Source organism: Rhodococcus parequi (assembly GCF_046042785.1).
GTDB lineage: Bacteria > Actinomycetota > Actinomycetes > Mycobacteriales > Mycobacteriaceae > Prescottella > Prescottella parequi.
The window spans coordinates 602,693-627,453 of sequence record NZ_JBDLNV010000003.1; the positions used below are offsets into that span (position 1 = coordinate 602,693).

Annotated in this window: 9 protein-coding genes; 2 read left to right on the plus strand and 7 right to left on the minus strand. The window is 65.0% G+C overall.

Going from position 1 to position 24,761, the window contains the following annotated elements; all coding sequences use genetic code 11:
* The first annotated feature begins 136 nt into the window (after positions 1–136).
* The gene (locus ABEU20_RS11045) at positions 137–5,644 is read left to right on the plus strand and encodes a DUF4011 domain-containing protein (RefSeq protein ID WP_420164449.1); all 5,508 of its coding nucleotides are present in this window, start codon (positions 137–139) and stop codon (positions 5,642–5,644) included.
* Between the two features lie 144 nt (positions 5,645–5,788).
* A complete protein-coding gene (locus tag ABEU20_RS11050) occupies positions 5,789–6,031 on the plus strand; it encodes a hypothetical protein (RefSeq protein ID WP_420164450.1) in 243 nt (80 codons plus the stop codon).
* Here the strand turns inward: ABEU20_RS11050 and ABEU20_RS11055 are convergent.
* The 7 genes from ABEU20_RS11055 to ABEU20_RS11085 all read right to left on the minus strand — a co-directional run bounded on the left by ABEU20_RS11055 (position 6,028) and on the right by ABEU20_RS11085 (position 24,760).
* Entirely contained in the window at positions 6,028–6,477 is a 450-nt protein-coding gene (locus ABEU20_RS11055; RefSeq protein WP_420164451.1) for a hypothetical protein, read from the minus strand. The genes ABEU20_RS11050 and ABEU20_RS11055 overlap by 4 nt on opposite strands.
* Positions 6,478–6,780: 303 nt before the next feature.
* Positions 6,781–9,021 carry a 3'-5' exonuclease gene (locus ABEU20_RS11060; protein WP_420164452.1) on the minus strand — a complete coding sequence of 747 codons (2,241 nt, stop codon included), beginning with the start codon at positions 9,019–9,021 and terminating at the stop codon, positions 6,781–6,783.
* Positions 9,022–11,793 (minus strand): DUF262 domain-containing protein, encoded by a 2,772-nt coding sequence (locus tag ABEU20_RS11065; RefSeq protein ID WP_420164453.1) that lies wholly within the window; start codon positions 11,791–11,793, stop codon positions 9,022–9,024. It lies immediately after the preceding gene.
* A 32-nt stretch (positions 11,794–11,825) separates the two neighbouring features.
* Positions 11,826–18,215: a DEAD/DEAH box helicase gene (locus ABEU20_RS11070; RefSeq protein ID WP_420164454.1), complete on the minus strand. Its 6,390-nt coding sequence runs from the start codon at positions 18,213–18,215 to the stop codon at positions 11,826–11,828.
* A 58-nt stretch (positions 18,216–18,273) separates the two neighbouring features.
* On the minus strand, positions 18,274–18,945 hold the full coding sequence (locus ABEU20_RS11075) for an MAE_28990/MAE_18760 family HEPN-like nuclease (RefSeq protein WP_420164455.1): 672 nt from the start codon (positions 18,943–18,945) through the stop codon (positions 18,274–18,276).
* Between the two features lie 60 nt (positions 18,946–19,005).
* Entirely contained in the window at positions 19,006–20,142 is a 1,137-nt protein-coding gene (locus tag ABEU20_RS11080) for a DUF262 domain-containing protein (RefSeq protein WP_420164456.1), read from the minus strand.
* 28 nt (positions 20,143–20,170) lie between these two features.
* Positions 20,171–24,760: a DNA methyltransferase gene (locus ABEU20_RS11085; protein ID WP_420164457.1), complete on the minus strand. Its 4,590-nt coding sequence runs from the start codon at positions 24,758–24,760 to the stop codon at positions 20,171–20,173.
* Position 24,761 lies beyond the last annotated feature (1 nt).

The window sequence follows — 24,761 nt, forward strand, 5'->3', positions numbered from 1 at the left end:
CCGGATCTACGGTTCGGACGCTGCAAAGTCGGGTGGCGGGTGGGTGTCAACGGTATCTCGCTGCGCCTGTGCCGGACGATCGGGTCACGACGCAGTCACCATCCTGCCTGTGTCGGTCGCTAAAGTTCATCCGCTGATGATCTTCAGGAGGGGACGCAAGGTGGCGGAGATGCCGATCGGTGGGGAAGCGGACGTGGTCTCGGACGGCATGTCAGGGGATGTAGCTCGTCGACTCAACCGTCAGCTCGAGGTGTGGCGCCAGGATCTGCTGGCGCTCGATCGACGTCAGCGGCTGCTGTACTTCAAGCACACCAAGAGCGCATCCCTGGAGATCGGTACACCGACCGGGATCGATCTGCTCGAGTTGGTCACCGAGGGCGAGGCTCCGCTGTACGCGCCGGCCACGGATGCCGAGGACCCGCGTCCTCCGGCCGGTGCCATCACGGTGGCGAACAAGACTGCCGACACGTTGAAGGCGGCACTTCGCAGGCTCGATGTGCTGTCGCAGCAGACATACGCCGACAAGGGCGTCTGGACGCTGTATCTCGGTATCGGTGTGCTGCGCTGGGTCGATCCGGCGGACGGTGCTGCGGTCGAGAGTCCACTGTTGATGGTGCCGGTTCAGCTCAAGCGGACCGGAACCGACTCGCCCTTCGTGCTGTTTCGTACGGACGACGATGTCTCACTCAACCCGGCGCTGAAACTCAAGATGGACGAGTTCGGAATCGACCTTCCCGACGTCGATCCTGACACCGCCGATATCGAAGACCTCTGGGACGCAGTCGAGTCCGCGATCGACGGTCGCCCGGGGTGGGCGCTGCTCGAGCGGGCGGTGTGTTCAACGTTCACCTTCCATAAGGAAGCGATCTTCCGCGATCTGCAGAACAACGCGGCGGCAGTGGCCGATCATCCGATGGTCCAGCTGCTCGCGGTCGGCCCGGATGCGCCCGCTGCCGGTGACTTCGCGTTCGACCCGGTGCCGGTGGACCGGCTCGACGACATCAGCCCTCCGGAACAGATGTTCAGCATCCTTGATGCCGACTCGAGTCAGCGCCGGTGCATTCTGGCCGCGGCCAACGGCAAGAGCTTCGTGATGGACGGGCCGCCCGGCACCGGCAAGAGTCAGACGATCGCCAACATGATCGCGGAACTCATGGCGACCGGAAAGTCGGTGCTGTTCGTCAGTGAGAAGGCCGCGGCACTCGATGTCGTCCGCGACCGGTTGCGTGGCGCCGGGCTGGGGCAGTTCCTCTTCGAGCTCCACGGTGCGGCGGCCACCCGCAAGGCCGTCGTGCAGGAACTCGCCGCGACCCTCAAGACCCGGGCCTCTGCAGCACGCACCTTCACCGAACTCGAGGCGGGCCATCTCGTTCGGACACGCGAAGAACTCACCGCGTTCGCGGTGGCGATGAACGAGGTTCGCACTCCCCTGGGGATGTCGGTCTTCCAGGTCGTCGGTCGCATCGAATCGCTGTCGGAACACGTCGACGCCTCCGCAATCGCGGGGTCGCAGCGGCACGACATGACCGCCGAAGACCTCGCGGCGCTCCGCGCGCACGCCCGCTTGCTCGGGAATCTCTGGCATGTCACCGAGCGGGGCGACGACTATCTGTGGCGCGGGCTCGAACGCGACGATCTCGGGTCCCCGGAGGCGCGCGACCTCAAACGGGCGGCAGGTGACTGCGCCGAGGCCGGCTCGGCCCTCTCGACACGCATCGACACCGCTGACGCCGAAACGAATCTCAGGTTCCCACGCAACTCCGAGGGGTTGCAGCGGCGGTCGAATCTACTTCGGCTCCTGGAGAATCGGGTCGATGTTCCAGTCGACTGGTTCACCCGCAACTCTCTGGTCCCGGCGCGAGAGCGTCTCGCGCAGGCACGCTCGGCCGTGGAGCAGATTTCGGACGGCATTGCGGACTTGGAGAGCACGGTTGGTCCGCGATGGGACGATCTCGAGGCGTCGTGGCTCGAGCCGCTGAGGAAAGGCCTCTCGGATCCCTTGCTTGGGATCTCAGCGACGCCGAGCTCGATCGACGCCCTGAACCGCCAGCTCGCCGATGTCACGGATCAGGTGGAACCTCTGGTCTCCGATGCCACTCAGCTGGCGACGTTGCTCGGTCTCCCATCCGCTGGAATGACTGCGCGACGTGCGGGCGAGTTGGTGGAACTGGCCCTTCTCGGTGCCGCTACGCACCGACCAGAGAGCAGTTGGTTCAACGCGGCGTTGCAGAACCAGGTATCCGGGTCGATCGCCGTGATGGAGAGTCTCGTCGAACACGCCCGCCGCCGTGAGGAAGCGATGCGCGGTCACTTCACCCCGGAGGCGCTGGAGCTGGACCTCGCCGCGCTCACCGTGCGGTTCCGCGAGGTGCACACCGGGTTCCGCAAGTTGTCGAAGGCTGCGCGCACGGACAAGAAGGCTCTGCGTGCGGTCACGGTGACGGGCAAGGTCGACAAGGATCTCATCGCGCGCCTCGACGAGGCGGCCAGCTGGCAACAGTCGGTGCGGGAGATGGATGCCGGCGCGAACGCGCACTCGTCTCGACTGGGGGCCTCCTACGCCGGCTTCGCCACCGACTTCGATGCACTGCGCTCGGCGCTCGACAATGCCCGTCGAGCAACGCAACTCGCCGGCGTGGACGTCGACGCCGGCAAGTTGGCACACCAGCTCGGCCGGGACGGCGTGCCGGATCCGGCGTTGGTCCTGATCGCGGAGCGGCTGTCCGGGCTTCTCGACCGGTGGCGGACAACGATGTCTGAGCTGGACGATCGTGTGCCGTTCTCGGCCGTCGAAGACCGGGCCGTGGACGAGGTCGGTCTGTGGGCCATGGAGGCGACCGAGCGGATCGCTCCGGTACGTTCCGCGCTCGTCCAGGTGTGCGCGGTTGCGCAGAACGAGCTCTCGATCGGCCTCGCGAGCGACTACCTCGAGAAGGTGGCGCACGTCCGGGCCAACCTGCTCGAACTTGCGGCGGATTCGGCGGGAGATCGTGCGCTGTTCGGGGGCATCGAGCTCGGTATGGACTCCGACTTCGCCGGGATCGCCGCAAGGCTGGACTGGGCCGAACAGGTGCGCTCGGCGGTCGGCATGCGGATTCCGGACGCTGCCGCGAGCCGATTCGCCTTCGTGACCATGCCGGCGTCCGAGCTGGACGAGGTTACCGAACGGTGGCACCGTGCATGCGGCAACCTCGTGCGGCACTTCACGCCGGCGCGCCAGGCGGAAGTCGAAGTGGATCTGACGGCGGACATCGACGACGCCGTCGAACTGCTGACCGATCTGGAAGCCACCGCGGTGCCGGACATCGAGAGTTGGTGCTCCTACGTGCGCGAGAACAGCTGGGCCGACGAGGCCGGCTTCGGGCCGGTACTCGCAGAGCTCCGGAAGTCGCGTCGATCGGCCGAGACCGTCGCCCAGTCGATCGAGTATGCCGCCCTTGAGGCGTGGATCGACGAGACTGTCCGACGAGACCTGCGACTGGCTGGGTACCGGGCGGACAACCGCGACGGCGCGGTCGAACGGTTCCGGCAGTTGGACCACGCACTCATGAAGGACGCCCACGCACGGGTGATCGAACGGTGCAACGAACGTGCGCCGCGGACGTTGACGAGTCGTGCGGCCCAGGTGATCGTCCGCGAGGCCGAGAAGAAGACCCGGCACAAGCCGGTACGTGTCCTGCTCGAGGAAACCGATTCCCTGGCACAGGAACTCAAGCCGTGCTTCATGATGACGCCCCTCACCGTGTCGCAGTTCCTGTCGCCGAACATGCGTTTCGATGTGGTGATTTTCGACGAGGCGTCGCAGGTGTTGCCGTCGGACGCGGTCAACTGTGTCTATCGTGGGCGGCAGCTGATCGTCGCCGGTGACCAGAAGCAGCTCCCGCCCACGGACTTCTTCTCGGCATCCACCGATATCGCGGACAACGAGGATGGCGACGAGCTCGACGTGTTCCAATCCGTGCTGGACCTCGCGAAGGGTGCCGGTGGACTGACGTCGCTGCCGTTGAACTGGCACTACCGCAGTCGTCACGAGGATCTGATCACCTACTCGAATTACCGTTTCTACGACGGGAAGCTGTTCACGTTCCCCAGTGCCGTATTCGACGCGCCGAACCTCGGTGTGGAGCTGATCCCCGTCAACGGCACCTATCGGCGCGGCACCAGTCGGGACAACCCGGTGGAGGCCGCCAAGGTCGTCGAGCGGGTGCTGTACTTCACCGAGCACCACCCCGGTGAATCGCTCGGCGTGGTGACCTTCTCGTCGGCGCAGGCCGACGCCGTCCAGGCCGAGATCGAGCGGCAGTCCGCGGCGCACCCGGTGCTCGCGGACCTGCTCGGCGACCACGATCGCCTCGACGGCTTCTTCGTCAAGAGCCTCGAGAACGTGCAGGGCGACGAGCGTGACGTCATCATCTTCTCGCTCGGCTACGGCCCGGATGAGAACGGCAAGTTCACGATGAACTTCGGTCCTCTCAACCGGGACGGCGGCTGGCGTCGGCTGAACGTCGCGATCACCCGTGCTCGCCAGCGCGTCGAGATCGTCTCGTCCTTCCGGGCCGCCCACATGTCGGCAACGTCGAACGAGGCGATCCGGCACTTGAAGAACTACTTGGACTTCGCCGAGCGCGGCCAGAAGGCGCTGGCACTCGATCTCGAGGACAGCCTCGGCGACGTCGAGAGCCCTTTCGAAGAGCAGGTGATCGACCGGATTCGCAGCTGGGGATACGAGGTCGTCCCGCAGGTGGGTGTGGCCGGCTACCGCATCGACATGGCGGTGCGGCATCCCGACAAGCCGGGGAGCTACGCGATCGGGATCGAGTGCGACGGTGCCGCGTACCACTCGTCGCGAACGGCACGCGACCGTGACCGGTTGCGCGAAGCAGTGCTACGGAACCTCGGCTGGGAGATCCACCGGATCTGGGGGCTGAGCTGGTGGCGGGAGCGAGAGGTGCAGGAGAAGCGGTTGCGTGCCGCGATCGAGGAAGCGATCGCGGCCGACGGGTCGGTGCCCACCCTCGTTGTGGACCGAACGGTGTCGGTGCCTGAAGTACAGGTCGTCGACGTCGATTTCGATTCGAAGCCCGACTGGGTAACCGACTATCGACGGTACCGGGACTACGGCGGGTTGGTCCGCGACGTGAAGACCGCCGAGGGCAAACGTGATCTGCGGTCCTTCTTCACGAAGGCTATCCAGACGGAAGCCCCGGTCCACAAGGAAGTTCTCCTCGAACGATTCAAGGACGAGTGGGGCATCCAGCGGCTCCGGGCCGCGACCCGGCAGATCGCGGAGGACGTCCTGCGTGCCGTGGAAGTGGACGGGCGTTCCGTGTCGCCCGGCAACGACGACGTGTGCCGTCTTCCGGGCAAGCCACGCCCCGACGTTCGGGTTCCCGTTCGCGGACTGCCGCCCCGCAAGCTCGAGCACATCCCGTTCGAGGAACTCGATCTCGCAGTCGCGCACATCATTCAGGACGCGCGCTCCATCGACATCGACCCGCTTGCCCAGCAGGTCGTGAAGACCTTCGGGTGGCAGCGCGTGACCGAGGAGGCGCGCTCGACTGTCGAGGCTTCCGTCGTGCGGCTAGCTGCGGCCGGGGACGTGGCTCGGTCGGAGACTGGCGAGTTGTCGGTGGTGTTCGACTGACGCCCGTTGGGCGAATGGGTTCGGTAGCGAGCTGCGCCGTATAAACGACGAACGAATCTTGGAAGGTGAGACGGGATCGAATGTTTGAAATCACTTGGACGGGGGGGCAGGATCGCAGATGAGCCGGCCGCGGTAGCAGATGCGTTGGAGTACCTGCTGAGTGTTGAGGCGTCCGAGGCAGCTCAGGAGAACAGGGATGAAATTGAAGCGTTAGCGCGTAGGAGTCATCCCGCGGCGGACGTTAATGTAGACGTCGTACCGGTCAGCCATCACGTGGTGCCCGTGCCGAACGGGAACCAAACCGGGTATCTGGTTACTGTGATCGCCCAGTTGAAAGTCGAGGTCGACTATCACTTCGAACTGGATGACGACGACCTCGACGTCTAGTTGTTGGAGGCGCGTTCGGCTCTGAGAGCTGCGGCCCTGTTGGCGAGCTGCCTGCGGTGAGCCTGCAGCTTTCCTAGCCGGGCGCGCCCGGCCCCGGTGTCGTCCGCGCCGCGCCTTTGCTGTTCTTCGATCCGGATCCGCAGCTCGGCGAGCTTGCGGTTGATTGCGTTGAGGTCATTGGGGTCCGGCTCGGGTAGGACAGGTGCCGGTGATCGCTTCGGCTTGCGATTCTTCGGGGTCTTCACCGGTGCGGGCCCGCCGGCCCGCTTCACCGGCGCATGTGACGATGCCGTCGGCCGGTCAGCACCCGTCTTCTTCTGCGAACGCGTTCTTCGCACTGCGTTCACAACGCGCCGCGCAGCGGCAGCCGTCTCCCGGTAGTGCTTCTCCTCCTCAGAGTCCGATTCTATGGAGGCGCCCAACGGCCGTAGGCCGTTCTTGCTCACGTATCGAGCGGCTGCAGCGATCGTCTCCTCGAGGCCTTTACAGCGACCGCACCGTGCAGCCCTTCCGCTCGCGGGTTTCTTCGCCGCGTTTCCACACCATCCGCACGTGCTCCCGGCCTTTCGTGGTTTCGAGGCCGTCGCACCAGACTTCTTCGGGGTTGGGCGTGGCTCGACATCCGGAATGCCAGCACCCTTCACGTCGCGACCACCAGTGCTAGGTGTGCGCGCCTTCGACATCGGATTGCCGGTGTGCAGAACCACTCCGGTGCGTCGCGTTTGAACCATGCCTACCCCCCAATGGAACTACTGAGTCGAACTCCCTAACAGCTCCGACCGCTTCCCACTCCACGTGACGATCAACTCGTCGCGCGCCCGGCTGGCGGCGACGTACAGCAGCGACCGCTCGCGCAGGAGAGCCTCCGCCTGCTCGTCGTCGGGAACCGACTTGAGCGACGCCGACGAGGGAACATGGGCGTCGTCGACGCCGGCGAGGATGACGCGGGAGAACTCCATGCCCTTGGACCGGTGCATGGTGAGCACCTGGACACAGTCGCCGGCGACCGGCTTGTCGTCGAGGGCGCGGGCCGCAACGTCGCGTTCGCCGAGGGCACGCACGAATTGGTCGCGGACCGCCTCGGAGCGGGTAAGGACCGCAATCGAGGACGGTTCGACGCCCTTGGCGATCCAGGACTTCACCTGGGACGCGACCTCGTCGAGTTCGTCTGCTGCGGAATCGCATTCGACGAGTTCCGGTGCTGGCCCGCGACGGGCTGAACGATAGCCGGCCGTCGATTCGTCGTCCTGTTCGAGATCCTTGTACTCGGCTCCGCTGAGGATGCTGACCGCGAAGTGCAGGTTCTGAGCGGTGGTCCGGTAGTTCAGGGTGAGCCGCCGCGACCGTCCGACGATCTTGATGCCGAGCCGGCCCAGCACCACGGGCTGGCCGTAGATCCGCTGGTGCGAGTCCTCGGAGATGAACAGGTCGTTCGATCCCTCGGCCACAAGGTCCCGTAGCAACGCCCAGTGCGTTGCGTGCAGGTCCTGTGCCTCGTCGACGATGACGTGATCGACCAGGTGGTCCGCACCCGCGTCGGTGCGCAGCCGCAGCGACTCGGCCGCTAGGGCGAGCACCTCGGCGTAGCTGAGGGTTCCGTCCATCCGGGCCTGCCGGCGGTAGGCTTCGACGAGCTTCCACACCGCGATCCGCTGCGGCCGGCTGAGCCGCACGCCGCGACCGGGCCGGGCCACCTTGACGTACTGCTCCAACGTCGTCACCCGGTTCGCGAGAATCACGGCAACGTATTCGTTCTCGAGGAAGCTCGGCGTGGCCATCTTCGGGTCGAGCCCGGTAGCGGCCTCGGCGACTACGTTGCGCCACACCGACGAGCGGGTCCGAGAATTGATCGAATCGGGGCTCGCGTACCCGAGCACGGACTGCGCAGTCTCGGCAAGGTTGGTCGCCTGGCGCAGCACCGCATACCCGAGGGCATCGATACCGCCGACGTATACGCCGGGCTCACCGGGCTTCTCGGCGATTCGCAGCGTGGGGTCGAGCAGCTGGAGATCCGACTTGAGTGACTGCGCGAGGGTCTTGTTGTAGGTGGTCAGCACGATCCGGGCATCGGGATTCGCGTGCGCGAGGTTGCGGGCACGGTGGATCGCGACGACGGTCTTGCCAGTGCCGGCACCGCCGGACAGCCGGAACGCACCGTTGTAGTTCTTCTCCGCGTACGTCCGCTGCTCGGGGTGTAGGAACACGCGCCAGGCCGCGAAGTCGTCGCTCTCGATGGCGCGTCGGAGTTCGTCGTTGTCTTCGATGAAGGCGAACTGCATCTTCGATGCCGGCTGTTCGAGCGCCTTGAGGATCTGCTCGTCCTCGTCGAGGTTCTCGTCGACGGGTGCGTCGGAGAGACCGTACTTGATACGGATGTCGTCGATGCTCGTGCCGGTCGCAAGATCGAGCAGTGCACCGCCCTGCCAACCGACGGCGCGTTCGGCGATCAGCATGACGGCGTCCTCATCGACGGCCGTGAGTGCTTCCGACGCGGCGGCTGGGTCGATGCCGAGTCGGTCGGTGAGGTCCTCGAGCGTGAATCCGAGGCCCGCGAGGTAGCCCTGCGGCGCGGTCTTGAGTGCACGATCCAGTTCACCGCTGTGGTCGGGGACGACGACCCGCTTCTTGCGATCGTCGGTGCCGTCGAGTTCACCGATAATGCCTTCGAGCACACCGTTGATCGGGTTGATCTGGAGCCGGGACCGCTCGGCGAGCTTGTTCGCCTCGTCGTGCGGCCACGTGCCCATGTAAATGAACGTGGGGTCGTCTCCGAATTTGTCGTCGACCTTGAACAGAATCGCGCGGAAGTTCAGATCCACCCGGCCGGTGCGCACCCGCTTGTCGACGGCGCCCTTGATCGGTTCGATGTGCAGGCCGGGGGATTTGTGGTCGGCGGACAGCTTCTCGATGAACGCCCACACCTTGTTCTTGATCGAACCGTCGAGCTTCGGCATCGCCTTGCTGTTCGATGCGAGGACGAGATTCGCCACCTACACCACCCCGTTCTTCTTCAACGCTTCCACGATCTGCCCAGCATCTGGTGGGCACATGGTCCACCCCAGTTCGGCCATCGTGTTTGTCAGCTCCGGCTGCTCTTCGATCACCACACCGATGCGGAGATCGGCCCACGCGAGGTCGAGGACATCGCCGTCATCGGTCTCGTAGCCGAGCGCCGGTGTCGGTACGTCGACGCGGGATTCGGCAAGGGAGACAACGAGTGCCTTCTCAGCGTCGGAGACGGTGGCATCGACCAGACCTTGCCACCGAGGGGCGAGCGCGACCACGCTCGGCGCGCTGGCCGGGGCGATGGCGTTGGGCACGCCGACAGTGGCGCTGTGGTGACGGTCGCTGAACCCCAGCCGGTCCGACGTCAGTACGCTCAGCCATCCCACGACAGTTCCCGAGGCGATCAGGCGGTGGAACTGGGGCATCATGCCCTCGACCTGAAACATCATGCTCAAGGCCGCGAGAATGTCCTCGGCCGTTGCATTTTCGATGAAGCCGTCGGTCTCCAGGTCGGGCAGGTTCTTACCCGGAAGCGCCGACTGGGGGTTCGCGACGGTGAATCGGGCGAACGCCTTGGTGAATTCGTCGCGGAGGTCACGAGTGTCCTCCACGGTGGCGGCAGCGGACGAGAGTTCCTCCATCCGGGGAAGGAACTTGGTCAACTCCGCAAACGGGCCGGGTTGATCCACTGTCTTCTCGGACTCGACGGTTTCCGTGTTGCGGAGCGTGAACACCAGGTCGTCGGTATCGATGTCGAGGTGGTTGAACAGCTTCCGCAGACCTGCCAGCTTCGAACGGGTCGAGTTCGCGGTCATCACCGTCAGCCCCGGAACCACCTGGGATTCCCAGCCGGGTACCTCGTACGAATCCTCGACCACCGTAAGGTCGTTCGATTCGGCCGCGTAGGCGAAGATCTCCTCGCGGCGTTCGTCGACGAGAAGGCGGATCACCTCGACGTAGGCCTCTTTCCAGCTTGCGACCGTCTTACGGGTGTCGCCGAACTCGAACGAGACGATGGTGCGGTTGGTGAATGACTCGTCGTCACCCATCGGCACGGACGGCAGCGGCGGCACGTACGGCTCGAAGTCGGTGGACGGCAGCGGCCAGTACTTCAGCGCGACGGCGGTCAGCGCATGCGTACGTTCCGCGAGCTGCGTCACCGTCCACACGTCGGCACTCTTCAGTAGGGCGTTGAGTCGATAAGGCGAGGCGTCGAACCCATTGTCGCGCTTCTTCTTATCCGCGAACGGGGAGTTGGAGTAGCTGGAGTTGTAGCCGGTCACCGTCAGGTTGCCGATGCGGTTACACCAGGTCGCGTGGATCTCTTCCGCGTCATCACCCAGGTCTTGCCGCCATGCCGAGGTGAGCGTCTGCGGCATGATGTGCTCGATGCTGATCGACTGGCTCTCCAACGCTTTGGCGATGTCGTGGGTGTCGTTGGACGAGTTGTTCTCGAGGCACTCGAACAGGTAACTGCGGTTCTCGCCCTTGATGTTGTAAAGGTTGCGGGAGGCGAAGGACTCCTTGAATTCGTCGTCGGTGGGGAACCGACCCGAGGCGGTGCGTCGGCGCAGGGAGTAAGTCAGAGCATCCGAAAAGCGATCGACCTCGCCGCGAACCCGATGAATCTCGGAGTACAGGGTCGCGAAGACCCTGTTGAGGGATTGCGTGGGGACACCGCAGACGAACCGCCGGAACAGGTAGGAGTCGAGGATCGTGATGACCTCGGTGAAGTCCTCCGGTGACACTGTGCCGGCCTTCACCTCCCCGAGCAAGGGCATGGTCAGTGGCAGCGTCACGTCGTGCTTGACCATGTTGAAGCGACGCAGCCGCTTGTCCGCGGCGGCGATGCCGGTGCTGGCCGTGTTGAGCTCGTGGCTGTACGCAGCGTAGTCGCGCATCTCCGAGAGGATGTCGCGGGTGCTGGCCTTGGCGTTCTTCTGATAGTCGCGGAACGCCTCGTACACACCATCCTGTCGTGGCGTCTTGCCTGTCTTCGAGACCAGGTAGAAGCGGATGAACCAGTCGGTGCGGTAGTCGACCGCCTGCTCGATGCGGTTCCAGTAGTTCTCGTACAGATCCTCTTGCTCGTGGCTCGGCTGGTGCATCAACACCACGTTGCGGATCTTGTCGGCTTCGCTGAGCTCGAGGCCGGTCGAGTTAATGCTCTCGAAGATCCGTTGGGGATCGTCGTGCCGCTGCAGATCCAACGCCATCACTTCCAGTCGTTCGATGGCCTGCCAGATCTGGTCGCCGTCGAGCTCGCGCCCGGCGATCCGCTCGCGGAAGTACCGGTAGTTAGCGGTGACGGTGGAGGACTCTATGGGGGTATCGCCTCGCAGGAGGCGGCTGTAGGCGTCGTTGTCGTTCTTCACTGGTTTGAGCTTGAACTTGACAGCGTCGTGCTTGTCTCGGATGAGGAGGTAACTGTCACGGATCGTCGCCGCCAGGTTGGCGTCCTCGGATGTGGCGGCGCCGTCCTCGAGCGAGTGAACCAACGCCAGCATCAGCAGGCTGCTGGTGGTGAGCCGCTGCTGGCCGTCGATCACGACGTACGTGAAGGACGTTTCGGGGTGGCCGACAATCGCGCCGAAGAAATGCGTTTCGCGGTCCTGGCGGATGATGTCGACCAGATCGTCGAACAATCTTGCGCAGTGCTTGAGCTTCCAGTCGTAGTTGCGCTGGTACACGGGGATCAGCAGGTGCTTGCTGTTGCCGTCGAACAGCTCCGTGATCCGCCTGATACTGCCCTTCACTGCCTACCCCTCCTCTTGAACCGGGTTCGCACCTACGCCACCCCGTTCCTTTTCAACGCTTCCACGATCTGCCCGGCATCAGGTGGGCACATCGTCCACCCCAGTTCGGTCATCGTATTGGTCAGCTCCGACAGGTCCTCCGCCACCACGCCGACACGGACATCCGCCCACGCGAGGTCGATGACGTCGCCGTCGTCGGTTTCGTAGCCGAGCGCCGGCGCCGGCAGTTCGACGCCGGACTTGGCCAGCGCCAGCACGAGTGCCTTTTCCGTATCGGAGACCGCACTGTCGAACACGTCCTGCCACTCGGCGGATAACTCGACGGTTTCCGAGATCGGTTCGGCGACAGGCGCGGTGGCGTCGGCGTCGAGCAGGCTCATGGTGGTGATGCGGTGACGGTCGCTGAGCCCCAGCCAGTTCGACAGCCGCAGCCATTCCTTCCAGGCGCGCCCGTCGTGGATCTCGAGCTTCTCGTCCCGGTCGTCCACGGCGAGCACTGCGTTGATGGTGCGGGTGCCGCTGCGCATGGCGGCGGTGACGGCGACCGGACCGTCGGCATACGACCAGCACATGTCGCTGCCGTCATCGAACAAGGTCGGGTGGGTATCGAGCAGGGCGCGCGCGGCTTTACCGAGCGAGTCGGCGGCGCCCTTCACGCGGTTGTCGCCCCGCACGAACGCCATCGGCAGCCACCGGCCTATGGCCTCCCATGCGTCGACGTCGGGATCGGTGAGGAAGGCGAGCAGCGTGGTGATCGGGTCCGCGGTCAACAGCTTGAGCAGTGCCGGACGCAGGTGCCCCGCCTTCATCGCGTTGGAGGCGGCCTGCTCGGTGTGCCACGGCGGCGGCACGGTCTCGCCGGCCTTGAACCGCTGGAGGTCCTCGTGCCCGAACGACCACACCAGGTGCCCGCTGCCGCGCAGAATCGCCCGCTTTGAGGCGTCGTCGGACACTCGATTGCAGCCGGGTACCGCGTGGAACTTGCGGCCGTCCGCGAACAGCGCGATCCGCGGAATCTCCGGGTCGGTGGTGGCCAGCTCGAAATCCGGCTTGGAATTCGCCATGTGCACCTGAGGCGTGAGCTTCCAGGTGCGGATCTTCTTGCCGGGCAGCGTGATCGTCGCGGACGGGCCGTAGGTACCGGGGGTCTCCTTCACGGTCGCGCCCATCGTGCGCAGCCGCTCGACGAACGCGACGTAGAACTCCTTCTCCAGCGGTGACTCCTCGCTGCCGACGGGCGTGCGAGGTGCCTCCTCGGTGACGGCGTCGATCCACTCGTCGAGGTTAGGGTCGGCGTCGCCGTCCACACCGAGAAGCTGATCGAGCACCCGCAGCGCGGTCTTGCGGGACACCTTGTCCAGCTCGTGGGGCGGCGCGAACGGCAACAGGCACTTGTGGCAGGCGAGTCGGTCGTGGTCGGCGCAGTCGCAGTCGCGGACCACCGTGCGGGCCGCGTCGAGCACCGCCCACACCTTGGCCGGGTCGGCGAACTCGGCGAGATAGCCGGTGCCGCCGGGGACGGTGTCGTGGATCAGCAGCGCCCGCTGGCTGGGGGCGTGCAGCGCGTCGGTAATGGTGGCGACGTCGAGGTGTTCGGGGGAGCCGCCGATCACCTGCCGCAGACCGAGCAGGATCGCCGCGCTGAGACTGGGGTGCGCGAACATGTCGTACTCGAGCGACCGCGGCAGGTGCAGCAGCACACCCTGGGTGCGCAGGGTGCGCGCGAGCGCGATCTCCCGGACGTGCTCGGTGGTGGCGTTGCGGTGCCGGCACCAGCTGCGGTGCTCGTGCCGGCTGTTGCGGCCGGCGCTCTTGTCGAGCTGCCCGCACGACGCGCAGACCCGGAACAGACCCGTGGTGGTCTCCTGCCCGGCAATGGTGCGGCTGCGGCCCTGCGAGGTGCGCTTGCCCATGTTCAGCCAGCGAACGTCCAGGCGGCGCAGGTATTCGGCCCCGAACTCGAGATCGCCGACGAACCAGGACCGGTCCACGTTGACCGGGTCGATGTCGGCGGCGGTGACGACGGTGAACGACTCCTTGTGCCGTTCGTCGCGGGAGTCGTTGATGGACGCCTCGTCGCGGCGGACCTCCGCGGACACCCGCGCCAGCTCGACCACCTGCAGTTGCTGGCTGACGTCGGCGATGCCGCCGGTCTCGCAGCGCGGGCACGCGGTGACCGTCGGCGGTTCCTCGCCGGCGTGGGTGATGCCCGCCCACCCGCACTGCGGGCACAGCCGCCAGGTGTGGATGTTGGATTCACCGGCGCCGAGGTCGACGGCGTCGATCTTCGCCGCCAGGCCCTGCGCGTAGAAGGTGGCGCCGGGGGCGAGTTCGGTGAGCGCGACGCGGGAGCCGCGCTGGTAGCTGGTGGCCTCGCCCATGTACTGGTTGGTGTCTGGGTCGATCCAGGTGACGCCGACGTCGAGGGTGACCGAGTCGTCGAGCAGCGTGTAGTTGGGCAGCACGCCGTACCGCTCGAGGACGCTGATCCAGTAGTCGTCGGTGAGGTCGTGGATCTGCCCACCGAGCAGCCGCAGCGAACCCTTGGCGGTGCGCAGGTCGCGTAGGTCGTCGTCGGTGGCGGCGGGGGAGGATGCCCGACGCTCGAATTCCGGCATCTCGGCTTCGACGGCGGCGCGCCGTGCGGTGAGTTCGGTGAGGTCCCGGTTCCAGCGGTGCACGGCCTCCTGCAGGTCGGTGACGAGTCCGCTCGCGCTGCCGTCCGGGCCGGGAGTTGCCCAGGTGCGCAACGAGTCCCGGGTGTGCTCGTCGAGGACGCCGTCGAACTGGGCGAGGAATTCGTCGACGAGGCGGTCGGCGTCGGTGTCCACTGCGGCGAGCAGGCCGGCCATCCAGCTGCCCGGATCGAAGCTGCCGAGCACGGCGCGGGCGCCACGGGGCGCGACCGTGCCCGGGTCGCGGGCCAGGCGGTCGATCACGTGCGCCACGAACTGGCGCTGCAGGATCTCCTCGGCGGTGAGGAAGGTGGCGGGCGGGCGGACGTCGCCCTGGATCACCGACGTCGGATCGTACAGCTTGGGCAGGTGCTCGCCGCGGCCGCGGACGAACGCGAGGACCAGCGAGTTGCCGGTCAGACGGCCGGCGCGGCCCACCCGCTGCAGGTACGACGAGACGGTGCGCGGCAGCGATCCGAGCATCACCGTGGACAGGTCGCCGATGTCGATACCCATCTCCAGGGTGGGGGTGGCGACGAGGACGTTGGGGGACTGCGGGTCGGCGCCGCCACGTTTGAACGCGGTCTCGTAGCCGAGCCGGGTCGCGGTGGGCAGCAGCGACGTGTGTTCGCGGGCGACGACGCGTTTCATCTCGGCGCTGTCGTAGAGCCGGCGGTAGAAGTTCTGCGCCTTGGGGGCGCGGGCGAGGGTGCCGGGGCAGCGGACGAGCAGGCAGGGAGCGCCGTCGAGCTGGTCGACGACGGTGGCGGTGCCGGCGGTGGGCGTCTGGCAGACGCTGCACACCAGCAGGTGCCGGCCCGCGGCGAGATTGTCGTCGGTGGGGGCGGACACGACGACCGAGGCGGCCGAGAGGCTGTAGGCGGTGAGCCCGGACTCGGTGAGGTCGGCGGTGAGCACCCGCTGCTCGGCGAGGACCGAGAACAAGGAGCGGGCCAGGAAGCTGCCGTCGAACGGGGAGACGTTCAGGCACTGCGACGCCCACCGCGCGTGCCACGACGAGGGGGCGGTGATCGCGTCGAATCCCTCGGGGACGGAACGAGATCCGACAGCCGGGAAGGCGGGCGCCGGGCGGCCCTTCGGGAACGCGGGCATGCCCTCACCCTTGGGGCGGGCACCCCACACCCAGCGCCGGTTGGCGTCCTTGTCGATGTACTTGCGCAACCACGGGTGGTGGATGGCGCCACGGGTGCGGACGCGTTCGACGGTGCCGCGCACCCAGCGGGTGACGGCCGCGGCATCGGGCGGGGTCAGCGACAGCTGGTGTTCGGCGGCGTTGAGGGCGGCACGGCCGAGCCGGACGGGACGCTCCGGCCCGCCGAGGTAGACCTCGGCGACGGCGCTGCCGGTGAGTTCGAGGGTGCGGCCGAGCCGGGACTGCAGGCCGAACTCCAGGTCGATGTCGAACTCGAGGCGGCGCAGCACCTTCGCGGTGGCCTTCTTGCGGGCCACGGTGGACGCGTCCGGCTGCCAGAACGGGGTGAACTCGTCGTGGTCGACGATGTCGGGGGCGAGCAGGTGGTAGCGGCGGGACGGGTCGTCGCCGGCGCGGGCGATCACGGCCTCGCACAGCTCGGGCAGGGTGAGTGTCGACGTGCCGATGGCGCTGCGCAGGGTGGAGCGCAGGCTGAGTGTGTGGGAGCGGGCCTCCACGAAGCCGGCGCGGTGCGCGGCGTCCTGCACGCTATCGGTGAACATCAACGCCTTCTTCTCGTCGGCGTCGAGGCGGGCGTCGCCGAAGAGGTTCGACAGCGTCACCGAGAGCTGGGTGGCGACGGCGCTGCCGAGGAAGCGGATGCCGTCGGCGGCCCCGCAGGCGGGGCACATGTCGTTCTTGGAGTTCTCCTCCACGTCCTCGCCGGTGAGGACGAGGATCGGCAGCACCTTGCCCTCGAGCTGTTCGGTGCTGTCGGGATCGGGCGGGGTGTCGACGATCTCGCGGTCGTCGATGCGGAACCAGCGCAGCCCCTCGACCGGCTCGTCGGGCCGGGCGGCGACGAGCGCCGCTTCGGCGGGCGCGGAGATCAGTGCGCGGAAACGGGAGACGCCGGCGGCGTGGTCGGCGCGGATGGATTCGTCGGTGACGTCGAGGGCGTGACCGGTGGGGGCGAGGCGGGCACCCCAGCCGGAGCGGCCGCAGTGCCGGCAGTACAGCGCGGGCAGGTGCATGACGTCGCCGTCCTCGTCGACGCCGTCGTCCGACCACCGGTAGGTGGTGTTGGTGGCGACGGCCCGGTCGATGCGGGAGAGTTCCCGAATCCACAGGTGCACATCGACGTTCAAAGCGGCGCGGCCGATCTCAGCACGCAAATGTGAGAGCGCGGCGAACAGGTAGTCGAGGAAGCGTTGCTGCGCGGCTCGGACATGGCCGGTCTCGCGGCCGGTGGCCGGGACGTCGAAGAGCGCGTCGGCGAGGTCGGCGAGCGAGATCGCGTCGACGGCGCGGTCTAGCAGGCGGGCCAGTAGCGGGTGCGCCTTGAGCAAGTGCAACTGTTCGACGGGCTCGAGGTGGCGGAGGTCGGCGGGGGTGAGACGGCGGTCGGTGTCGAGGTCGTCGGTGGTGCCGAACAGGTCGGTGCGTTCGAAGATTTCGGGTCGCTCGAACAGCTCGGCGAGCACGGCCGTGGTCAGCGCTGCGTTGCTGGGCGAGCCGGCGGCGAACTCGTCGAGGCGATCGGCGGCGTCGGCGACGGCCGGGGTAATGGGCCGGTACAGCCGATCGAGGGCGGTGTCGCGGTCGACGAGCCAGTCGGCGGCGGTGAGGCGGGTTTCGCCGATGACGGCGTCGGCGTCGAACTGTTCGCCGAAGACGGTGTGCGCGAAGCCGAGCATCGCGGTGGGTTCGGCCTTGGAGCCGAGGGTGGCGGAGGTGGCTACGGCGGTGATGCGTCCGAGGGGGCGGGCTCGGTCCGCGTCGGTGACTGGGGAGGTGTCGGTCCAGTGCACTTTGACGGTGAGGCCGAGGCGGCGCAACAGCATAGCGACGTCTGTGCCTTGTGCGCCGTCATAGGTGTGGAATTCGTCGAGGACGACGTACTGCAGCGAGTCCGCCGACAGGCGCCAGATGTCGGCGCGATCGGGATGCAGCAGCAGGTGATCGAGCATCTTGTAGTTGGTGAGCAGGATGTCCGGGGGAACGGCGTGCATCAACGAGCGGTCGGTGATGAGGCCCTCGTCGGTGACCTTGGTCCGCCCGCCAGTGGACCGCTCACCGGTGTAGAGGCCGGCGGAGACGCCGGACAGTTCACGGTGTTCTGTGATGAGGCGGGCGAGGCGCTCGGCCTGGTCGTTGGCGAGCGCGTTCATCGGGTAGAGGATGAGCGCCTTCATTCCGGTGACGCCGGCAGCCTTCGCCCGCAGTACGTTGTCGAGGATCGGGTAGAGGAACGCCTCGGTCTTACCGGAGCCGGTGCCCGTGGTGACGAGCGTCGGTTGTGGGCGGTCGTGGAACTTCGTCGACAGTCGCTCGAATGCGGCTGCCTGGTGGCCGTAGGGGGTGAATCCCGTTGGCCACCAGTCCAGGTGCAAACTCCAGTTTCCGCCCGCCGGGGCGAACGGCAGACGAAGGCGGACATAGGGGCCTTTGAACATGCCGGTGTCGGGATGGCCGACGAAGTCCGCCAGGGCGCCCTGGGCGTCGGGGTCGGTCAGGGCGAACGTCGTCGCGAGGTAGTCGGTCAGGCCCTCACGAAGGTGGTTGGCCTGGAGGGTGGGAATAAGAGCTCCCATACTCCCTATCTCCTCATCAGTTGCATGCCGGCGGTTGACTGGTAGTCAGATGTCTTTACTACTTACCCTCGTCGGGCGGAACGATAGATGAAATCAACGCCTCTGATTTTCGTTGCATCCTGTTCGCGAGGGTAGAGAGGAAGCGCGCATACCGTTCAACATCGTCCTCGGTTGGTTTACGGCTGATATCGCCATGCGCAATGTCGTTTCGGCATTTCACAACATCCTTGAGTCCGAATCGAATATTGACTGGAGTAGGAGAATCCTCTTCCGCTGAGGGTACGTCGATATCGCCATCGCAAACGGCACGTGGATCGCCCATCAGAGCAAAGAGATTGTCAATTGTCTGACTGTCCGCGTTCGTAACTTCTCGACTGAGAATTGACGCGCTGAGTGTGCCGCATGGGGGCTTGGCTGAGTCATTCCAAAGCTGCGCCATTGAGGGTATCTTTTTGAGTAGTACGCCTCGCTGCTGCGGTTGGTTGCACTCGAGAATCTCCGCCATTCTGGGTAGAGTGTGAAGCTCGCGGATTCCAACAGGAATGCTTCTGGACTGCAGCGCGCCCGAGTCGAGAGCGTCGACGAATTCCTCGGCTAGCATTTTCAGATAGCTCTCGAAGTGGCTGACGAGGAGTACAACGCTCGCTCGCCGAATAGCATTGTTACGTTCTTCTGAATCACTGTCTGGGTGAGATTCGGCGCACAGGCTCAGCAGAAGCCTGACCTCCAACTCCCCGTCCTGGAAGCGTGTAATCGCGCTCAATGTTTGCCTGTTCGTCGTCAGCTGAAGTCAGGAATCAAGCCCGAGATTATCGGGAAGATCCACGGAAATTCCTAGATCGCGGAGTCCATCTGCAACCACGCTGATCCTGTGGAGCATTCGAAAGCGATCGGCAGTTGCGCGGCCAATCGAGGTACGAAAGGACTCGTTTTCGGGCAGCTCTGAGATGAAGTTCCTCACCGAGGCGGCATTTGCGACAACTTGGCCGCGATCCGAGAATGCGACAGGCACCATTATCGCATCAAATAGTGCCTTATTTACCGCGGTCCTTGATCCGGGCATTCGGAACGGGGAGCTGCCAAGGACACCGTGTACGGTTGTACAACATTCTCGAAATAGGTTTACGGAGGCATCGTCAATCACTGACTTGCGATTCGCGCGCATGTATGAGTTTAGAAACTGGCGCAGGGGTGGTCGATAGTCGGCGACGCCTTCGACAAGAGCGAAGAACCGCAGGATGAGCTCCTCTAGATCCATCCGCTTGTTGGAGAATGTTCCTACCAGGTCAGTGAAATACTCCTCCGAAGCGAGTTCTTTTAGCTGCATATTAAACGGCCCGCGATATACGGAATTGCGCAACTCTTGAGCGGTTAGGGTCGCCGCGCCGGTATTCAGGCGCTCAAATACGTCGAACTTGATGTCAGGATGACTATCGGCGGTTATCACAATGCATCTGATGGTACGACCTTCGAGCCTGCGCTGGTCGCGGGGGGCTAGTTCGCTGAAACGTTTTCCCTCTAGCTCTGAAAGCACTGATATTCCGTTTAGGGAAAACTCGTCGTTTAGATAGTTGCGTATCGTGCTCAGTCGCTGCAGTCCGTCGATAACTTCATATACGCCATCGTCGTCTTCTGCGAAGTAGCAAACGGGGATCGGGACATTTAGCAGTAGCGACTCGATTAGCCGGCTCGCCTTTCCCGAGTCCCATACGTACTTGCGCTGGTACTCAATGGTAAGGCTAATTCGACCCTGTCGAATGTCTTCGCTGAGGCTTCTAACTCCCAGGTCATAGGGCTGCGTTACAAGCTTGCGTTCTTCCACAGTGAGATCCAAGGCCTCGGCCTGCTCGCTCGATGCGGAATTTTCGTCTTGGTCATCGAGCTCCTCAAATTCTCCAGGGGGCTCGGGGTTGAAATCGCTTTTCATTGGGACTCCCGGATTTCTCGTTGCATTTCTAGGGGGTGATCCTATTGAGTTCATGTTCGAAATATCGATGCGCGATTTTCATGTCGCGTTCGCGGTCGACGGTAGCGAAGGGTTCCCGGTAGGTGATGCCGTCGACGGTGAGGTCGGTCGGCTTGAGGAAGCCCCTCTTGCGGTACTCGGACGCGAGCTTCGTCGGGAGCTGGCGGCCAGTTGCGTCGTACAGTGCTTCGCGCTCGTACTTCTGCAACACCGGGAACTGAGTACGATAGATCGTTAGCAGCTCCTCGGCAGTGATGCCGAGCATGACCGCGACGATCGCGTCGATTTCGATGAGAGCCTGGCGGCGGTCGGCGCCGCGGCGGAGCGCGGTCTCCCACGCCCATTCGCGGCCGACTGCGCCGATCGGTTCACGGGCGACGTACGCGACGCCTGCGCCCGGAACCCACATGTCGTTTTGCCAGGTGTCTTTATACAACTGCGTCCATAATGGAGCGTATGAGCGGACAAGGCAGTTCAGGCGGAGCGTGCGAAGTATCAGTTGGGACTCGAGGATGTGGTTGCGTACATATGGAATCTTGCCGAGCGTGGAGGTCTTAATGTGACCAACACCCATTACCTTGATGAGGAAGTCTGCAACAAGTGATGCAGTGAACCCAGACATTACCGCCAGGTCTATAGGATCCTCTACAGACAGGGAGAGGATGCCGCCGACATGTGTGGGCGCGGGCGGGATGAGCGCGGAGTGGAGCGTGCGCACGGTTGCAGGATCGCACATTTCACGCCATGCCAGACGGAAATAGTTGGAGCTGGGTTCGTTATGCCACTTTGTATAGCCAGCGATGTAGTCATCATAAGGTTTTGATACCTGATAGTTGGTGCGTGGGACGAAATCGCTGCCGACTGTTTCGAGATCTATCCTGGAGTAGTCTTGATTACTCCGCATCGTTGGGTTTCCTTGTTGGTAAATTGGCGTGGCGACGGTCAGGTGGGGCCCTTGAAGGATGATATCTTCCCAGCGGTCGGGTACTGCTGACCGCAATTCAAAGAATCCAGCTTTACGGTCGCGATCTTCCTCCCAGCCGCGTGTCCATTCGAACTGGGCATCACCAATTCGTCGTGAGGCTGCAATCTTGTCGAGGACTTCGGCGCTCGACCGATTCACTGAGTAGAGCATGCGCGCTTCTGTCGCTGGTGTGGTGGGTGTATCGATTAGGCCAGCCCAGGTTGCGAGCGTGTTATCGGTTACAGTAGTGATCCTGTTGGAGTGTGGCCGCATCTCCCACTTTCCCTTTTCGTCGCGGACGCCTGGCTCGCTGCCGGACCCGTCGTGCTCAAGAGATCGGTCGATGGTGTCTGGGTGGTAGAGCGAAGCTGCCTGAAGAAAGCGCGTTGCTGACGGCGAACCATAAATGTGCACGCCATACTCGCGCGCATGTCCGATTTCAAACAGTCGGAGGCCGTTTCGGAACTGCCAGTGTCGTCGAAGCCTCCGATATGTTTCGCGGCGCAAGCCAGTTGCTCGCAGTTCGGTGAAATGGCTTTCGGGATGTATGAGTGCAACGATTCCGTTGGGCTCCGTTGATCGCCACGTGCGCTCCATAAAGCAGCGATACAGATCGGGTTGCAGTCCAGCGAGGACGGGTCTATCGACGCTGGATCTAAGGTGTTCCTTCGCTCCCGCCTGGTCTGCTCGCTCGGCTAGATGAGCCTTTGCCACGTCAGGTGAGGAGAGAGTTTCGGCTCGCTTTTGCTGCGTGAGGTCTTCGGCAGGCTTATCTGTCAGTTGCCACCACGGATCGAATTCGGCGAGCACGGCGGCCTCGTCCCAGTCCGGCCGAACCCACGGCGGATTACCGACCTGCAGATCGAAACCGCCCCGGGCGAACACCGGTGCGAAATCGAGTTCCCAATGGAAGAAGCCCTGCCTCTCAGCGACGTCCTGCGCAACCGATAGCCACGGGAATTGGTGATACGCACGGCCGACCGCCATCGCCCGCGACAGCAGCAGATCGTTTTCCTCGGCGAAACCGAGTTCCTGCCAACTCGTATCGCGGCCGATGCTCATCTGGCCGCGCCGCTCAGCTGCGGTTTCCTTCACAGGCACGCCGAGTACGGCCTCCAGGCCTCCGAGCCACTGATCCCAATCCGGCGGATCGAACTGCGATGTGAGCGGCCATGACCAGATCGCGCACCACGCGTCCATCACCCGCCGTAGCCGCGGGTACGCACCATTCGGATCGCTCAGAACGGTCTCGATCTCCTCCCGCGTCACCGCTGGGGTGTGCTCGACAGGATCCGAGCCCCACAGATGGATGTCGCGGCGGATCTCCGACTCCGCGATCGTCAACCGACGGAGGGTGAACTCCCACAGCGTCTCCACCCGCTGCGCCAACGCCTGCAAACGCTTCACAATCGCCTTGCTCGGAGACTTGCGGATCTCGTTGCGCCACAGCCGCAGCTCCTCGCGCTTCTCCGGCGCGTACGTCTTGGCTTCGGCGGTGTCGATCACCGCACCCCAACCCTCCGACGGCAGCAGGAAGTGGTGGATGCCGGCGCCGATCTCCTCACCCAGCGGTACGTCCTTCGCCGGCTCCTTGAGCCACTGCTTCTTCGCCAGCAGGCTCGGCGCATACACCGACCGCCGCGCACCGATCAGCGAATTGCCGCGGCGCAGATGCAGGCCGAACCACGGGGCTTGCAGGCCGGCGACCATCGTGTCCAGCCACAGTGAGATCTCCGCCAGCTCCACCGCGGTGGCGTTGAGGTCCACGCCGTAAACCTGGTGCAGTGCGATGTGCGCCTTCACCTTCTGCAGCTCGACCGGGTACTGGTCGGCGTCGATCAGCTCGCCCAGATCCTCCTGCTTTCGCTTCAAATACTCGGCGGCGAGCTGGCGGACCGCTTCGATCGCGAACGCGCCCGAACCCAGCGCGGGCTCGCAGATCGTCAACTCCAGAATCTGTTCCGGCGTGGTCCGCTCGTCGTTCTGGTCCAGCAGCTCCTCGAGGGCCTGCGAGACCACGAACTTCGTCAATACCTCGGGGGTGTAGTACGAGGCCGATTGCTGGCGCTCGCGGCCGGCGAGCCGGAACACGAAGGTGCCCTTGCGGTGCAGCACCGGCTTGTCCTCGCCGGTGGCCTCGTCGACCACGCGGACGAAGTCCTTCTCGTCGAGGTGATCGGAGCGGTCCACCGGGACCACCCACGAGCCCTTCTCCGGGTCACCGTTCTTCGCGACCTCGTACAGGTCCTCCTCCGCGAAGAATCCGGTGTAGCTCATCAGGCCCTCGTACACCGCGCCCAGCTGGTTGATGCCCAGCTCCGCGTACGAGATGAAGCCGCGGTCGGCGCCCCGCCGTCCCTTCGACTCCTTCGACAGCAGCAGGTGTTCGAGCACCCGCTGCGTCGCCTCGTTGCCCAGGCCTACCTCGTCGATCAGTGCCGTGGACTCCGGCTTGAACAGGTCGGCGCGCAGCGGCTGGAACTCGAGGCCGGGCGCCGGATCGTCCGCGGCATCCTCCCGGACGGCGGGGGAGTGGCCGCGATCCACCAGCCGGAACAGCGTCGCCAGCGACTCGTACAGGTGGGTGCCGGTGCGGGACTGTTCCGACACGAGCTCGGTGAGCGTGAGCTCCCGCAGCCGGTCCAGGCCGTAGCCCTCCTCGTACTCGGCGGCGCCGGTCGGCAGCACCCGCATCTCCGGCGACGCCTCCGCATACAGCAGGAACAGGATCCGGTACAGGAACCGCAGCGAGTGCTTCGCCAGATCCTGCCCCTCGATCCCGTCCAGCGTCAGCCCCTGGTCGGCCCGCCGGCGAACCACCTCGTTGGCGATGATCTCGATGGACAGCCGGATGCCCTCGCGCAGGTCCTTTGACACCCCGACGGTGTGCTTGACCGAATCCTCCAGCACCCCCGTCCACCAGATGTTGCCGTCCGCGTCCGGCAGCAACGCCTGCTTACCGAACATCGCGGCGACGCGGTCGATCTCGCCGCCCTTCGCCTCGTGGCGGCGTTCTGCGACCACCAGCAGATCGACGGCCAGGTAGCGTCCCTCCGCCCAGCGTTCTGCCTCCGCGAGCAGCAGCCACTGTCCGGCCTGTACCACCACGAACACCGGTGGGTTGTCCGACCGGAAGGCCGCCGACACCGCCTTGGATGCCGAATCGATCGGCTTGCCGTCCTCCACGGCCGGGGTGATCAGCTGCCCGGTGTCGGGGTCGAGGAGATCCTCAATCGAGGCGACCGGAACCGCCTGCAGGAAAAGCACACTCGTGACACCGTCGAGCAGCGCATCCGGGATCTCCAGCGCGGAGCCGGCGCGTTCGGCGGTGTACGTAGACAGCGCGGCCGGATAGCCGAACGTGGTGCGGGTCAGCGCGTGCGCCGTGGGTGCCGCGTCCGGGTTCTCCGCCAGCGCGGCGAGTGCGGTCTGCAGCTCGCCTGTGGTGGCGAGCAGGTCGTCGCGGACCGTCCTCCTACCGTCCTTCTTCTCCGCGTCCCACAGCTTGCGCAGCTCGAGTACCTTGCCGTGGAACGACTCCTTCGCCGAGTCGGTGGTGAAGTAGTGCTCGCTGATCCAGTCCTCGCCGATGACGATGGAATCGAAAGACGCCACG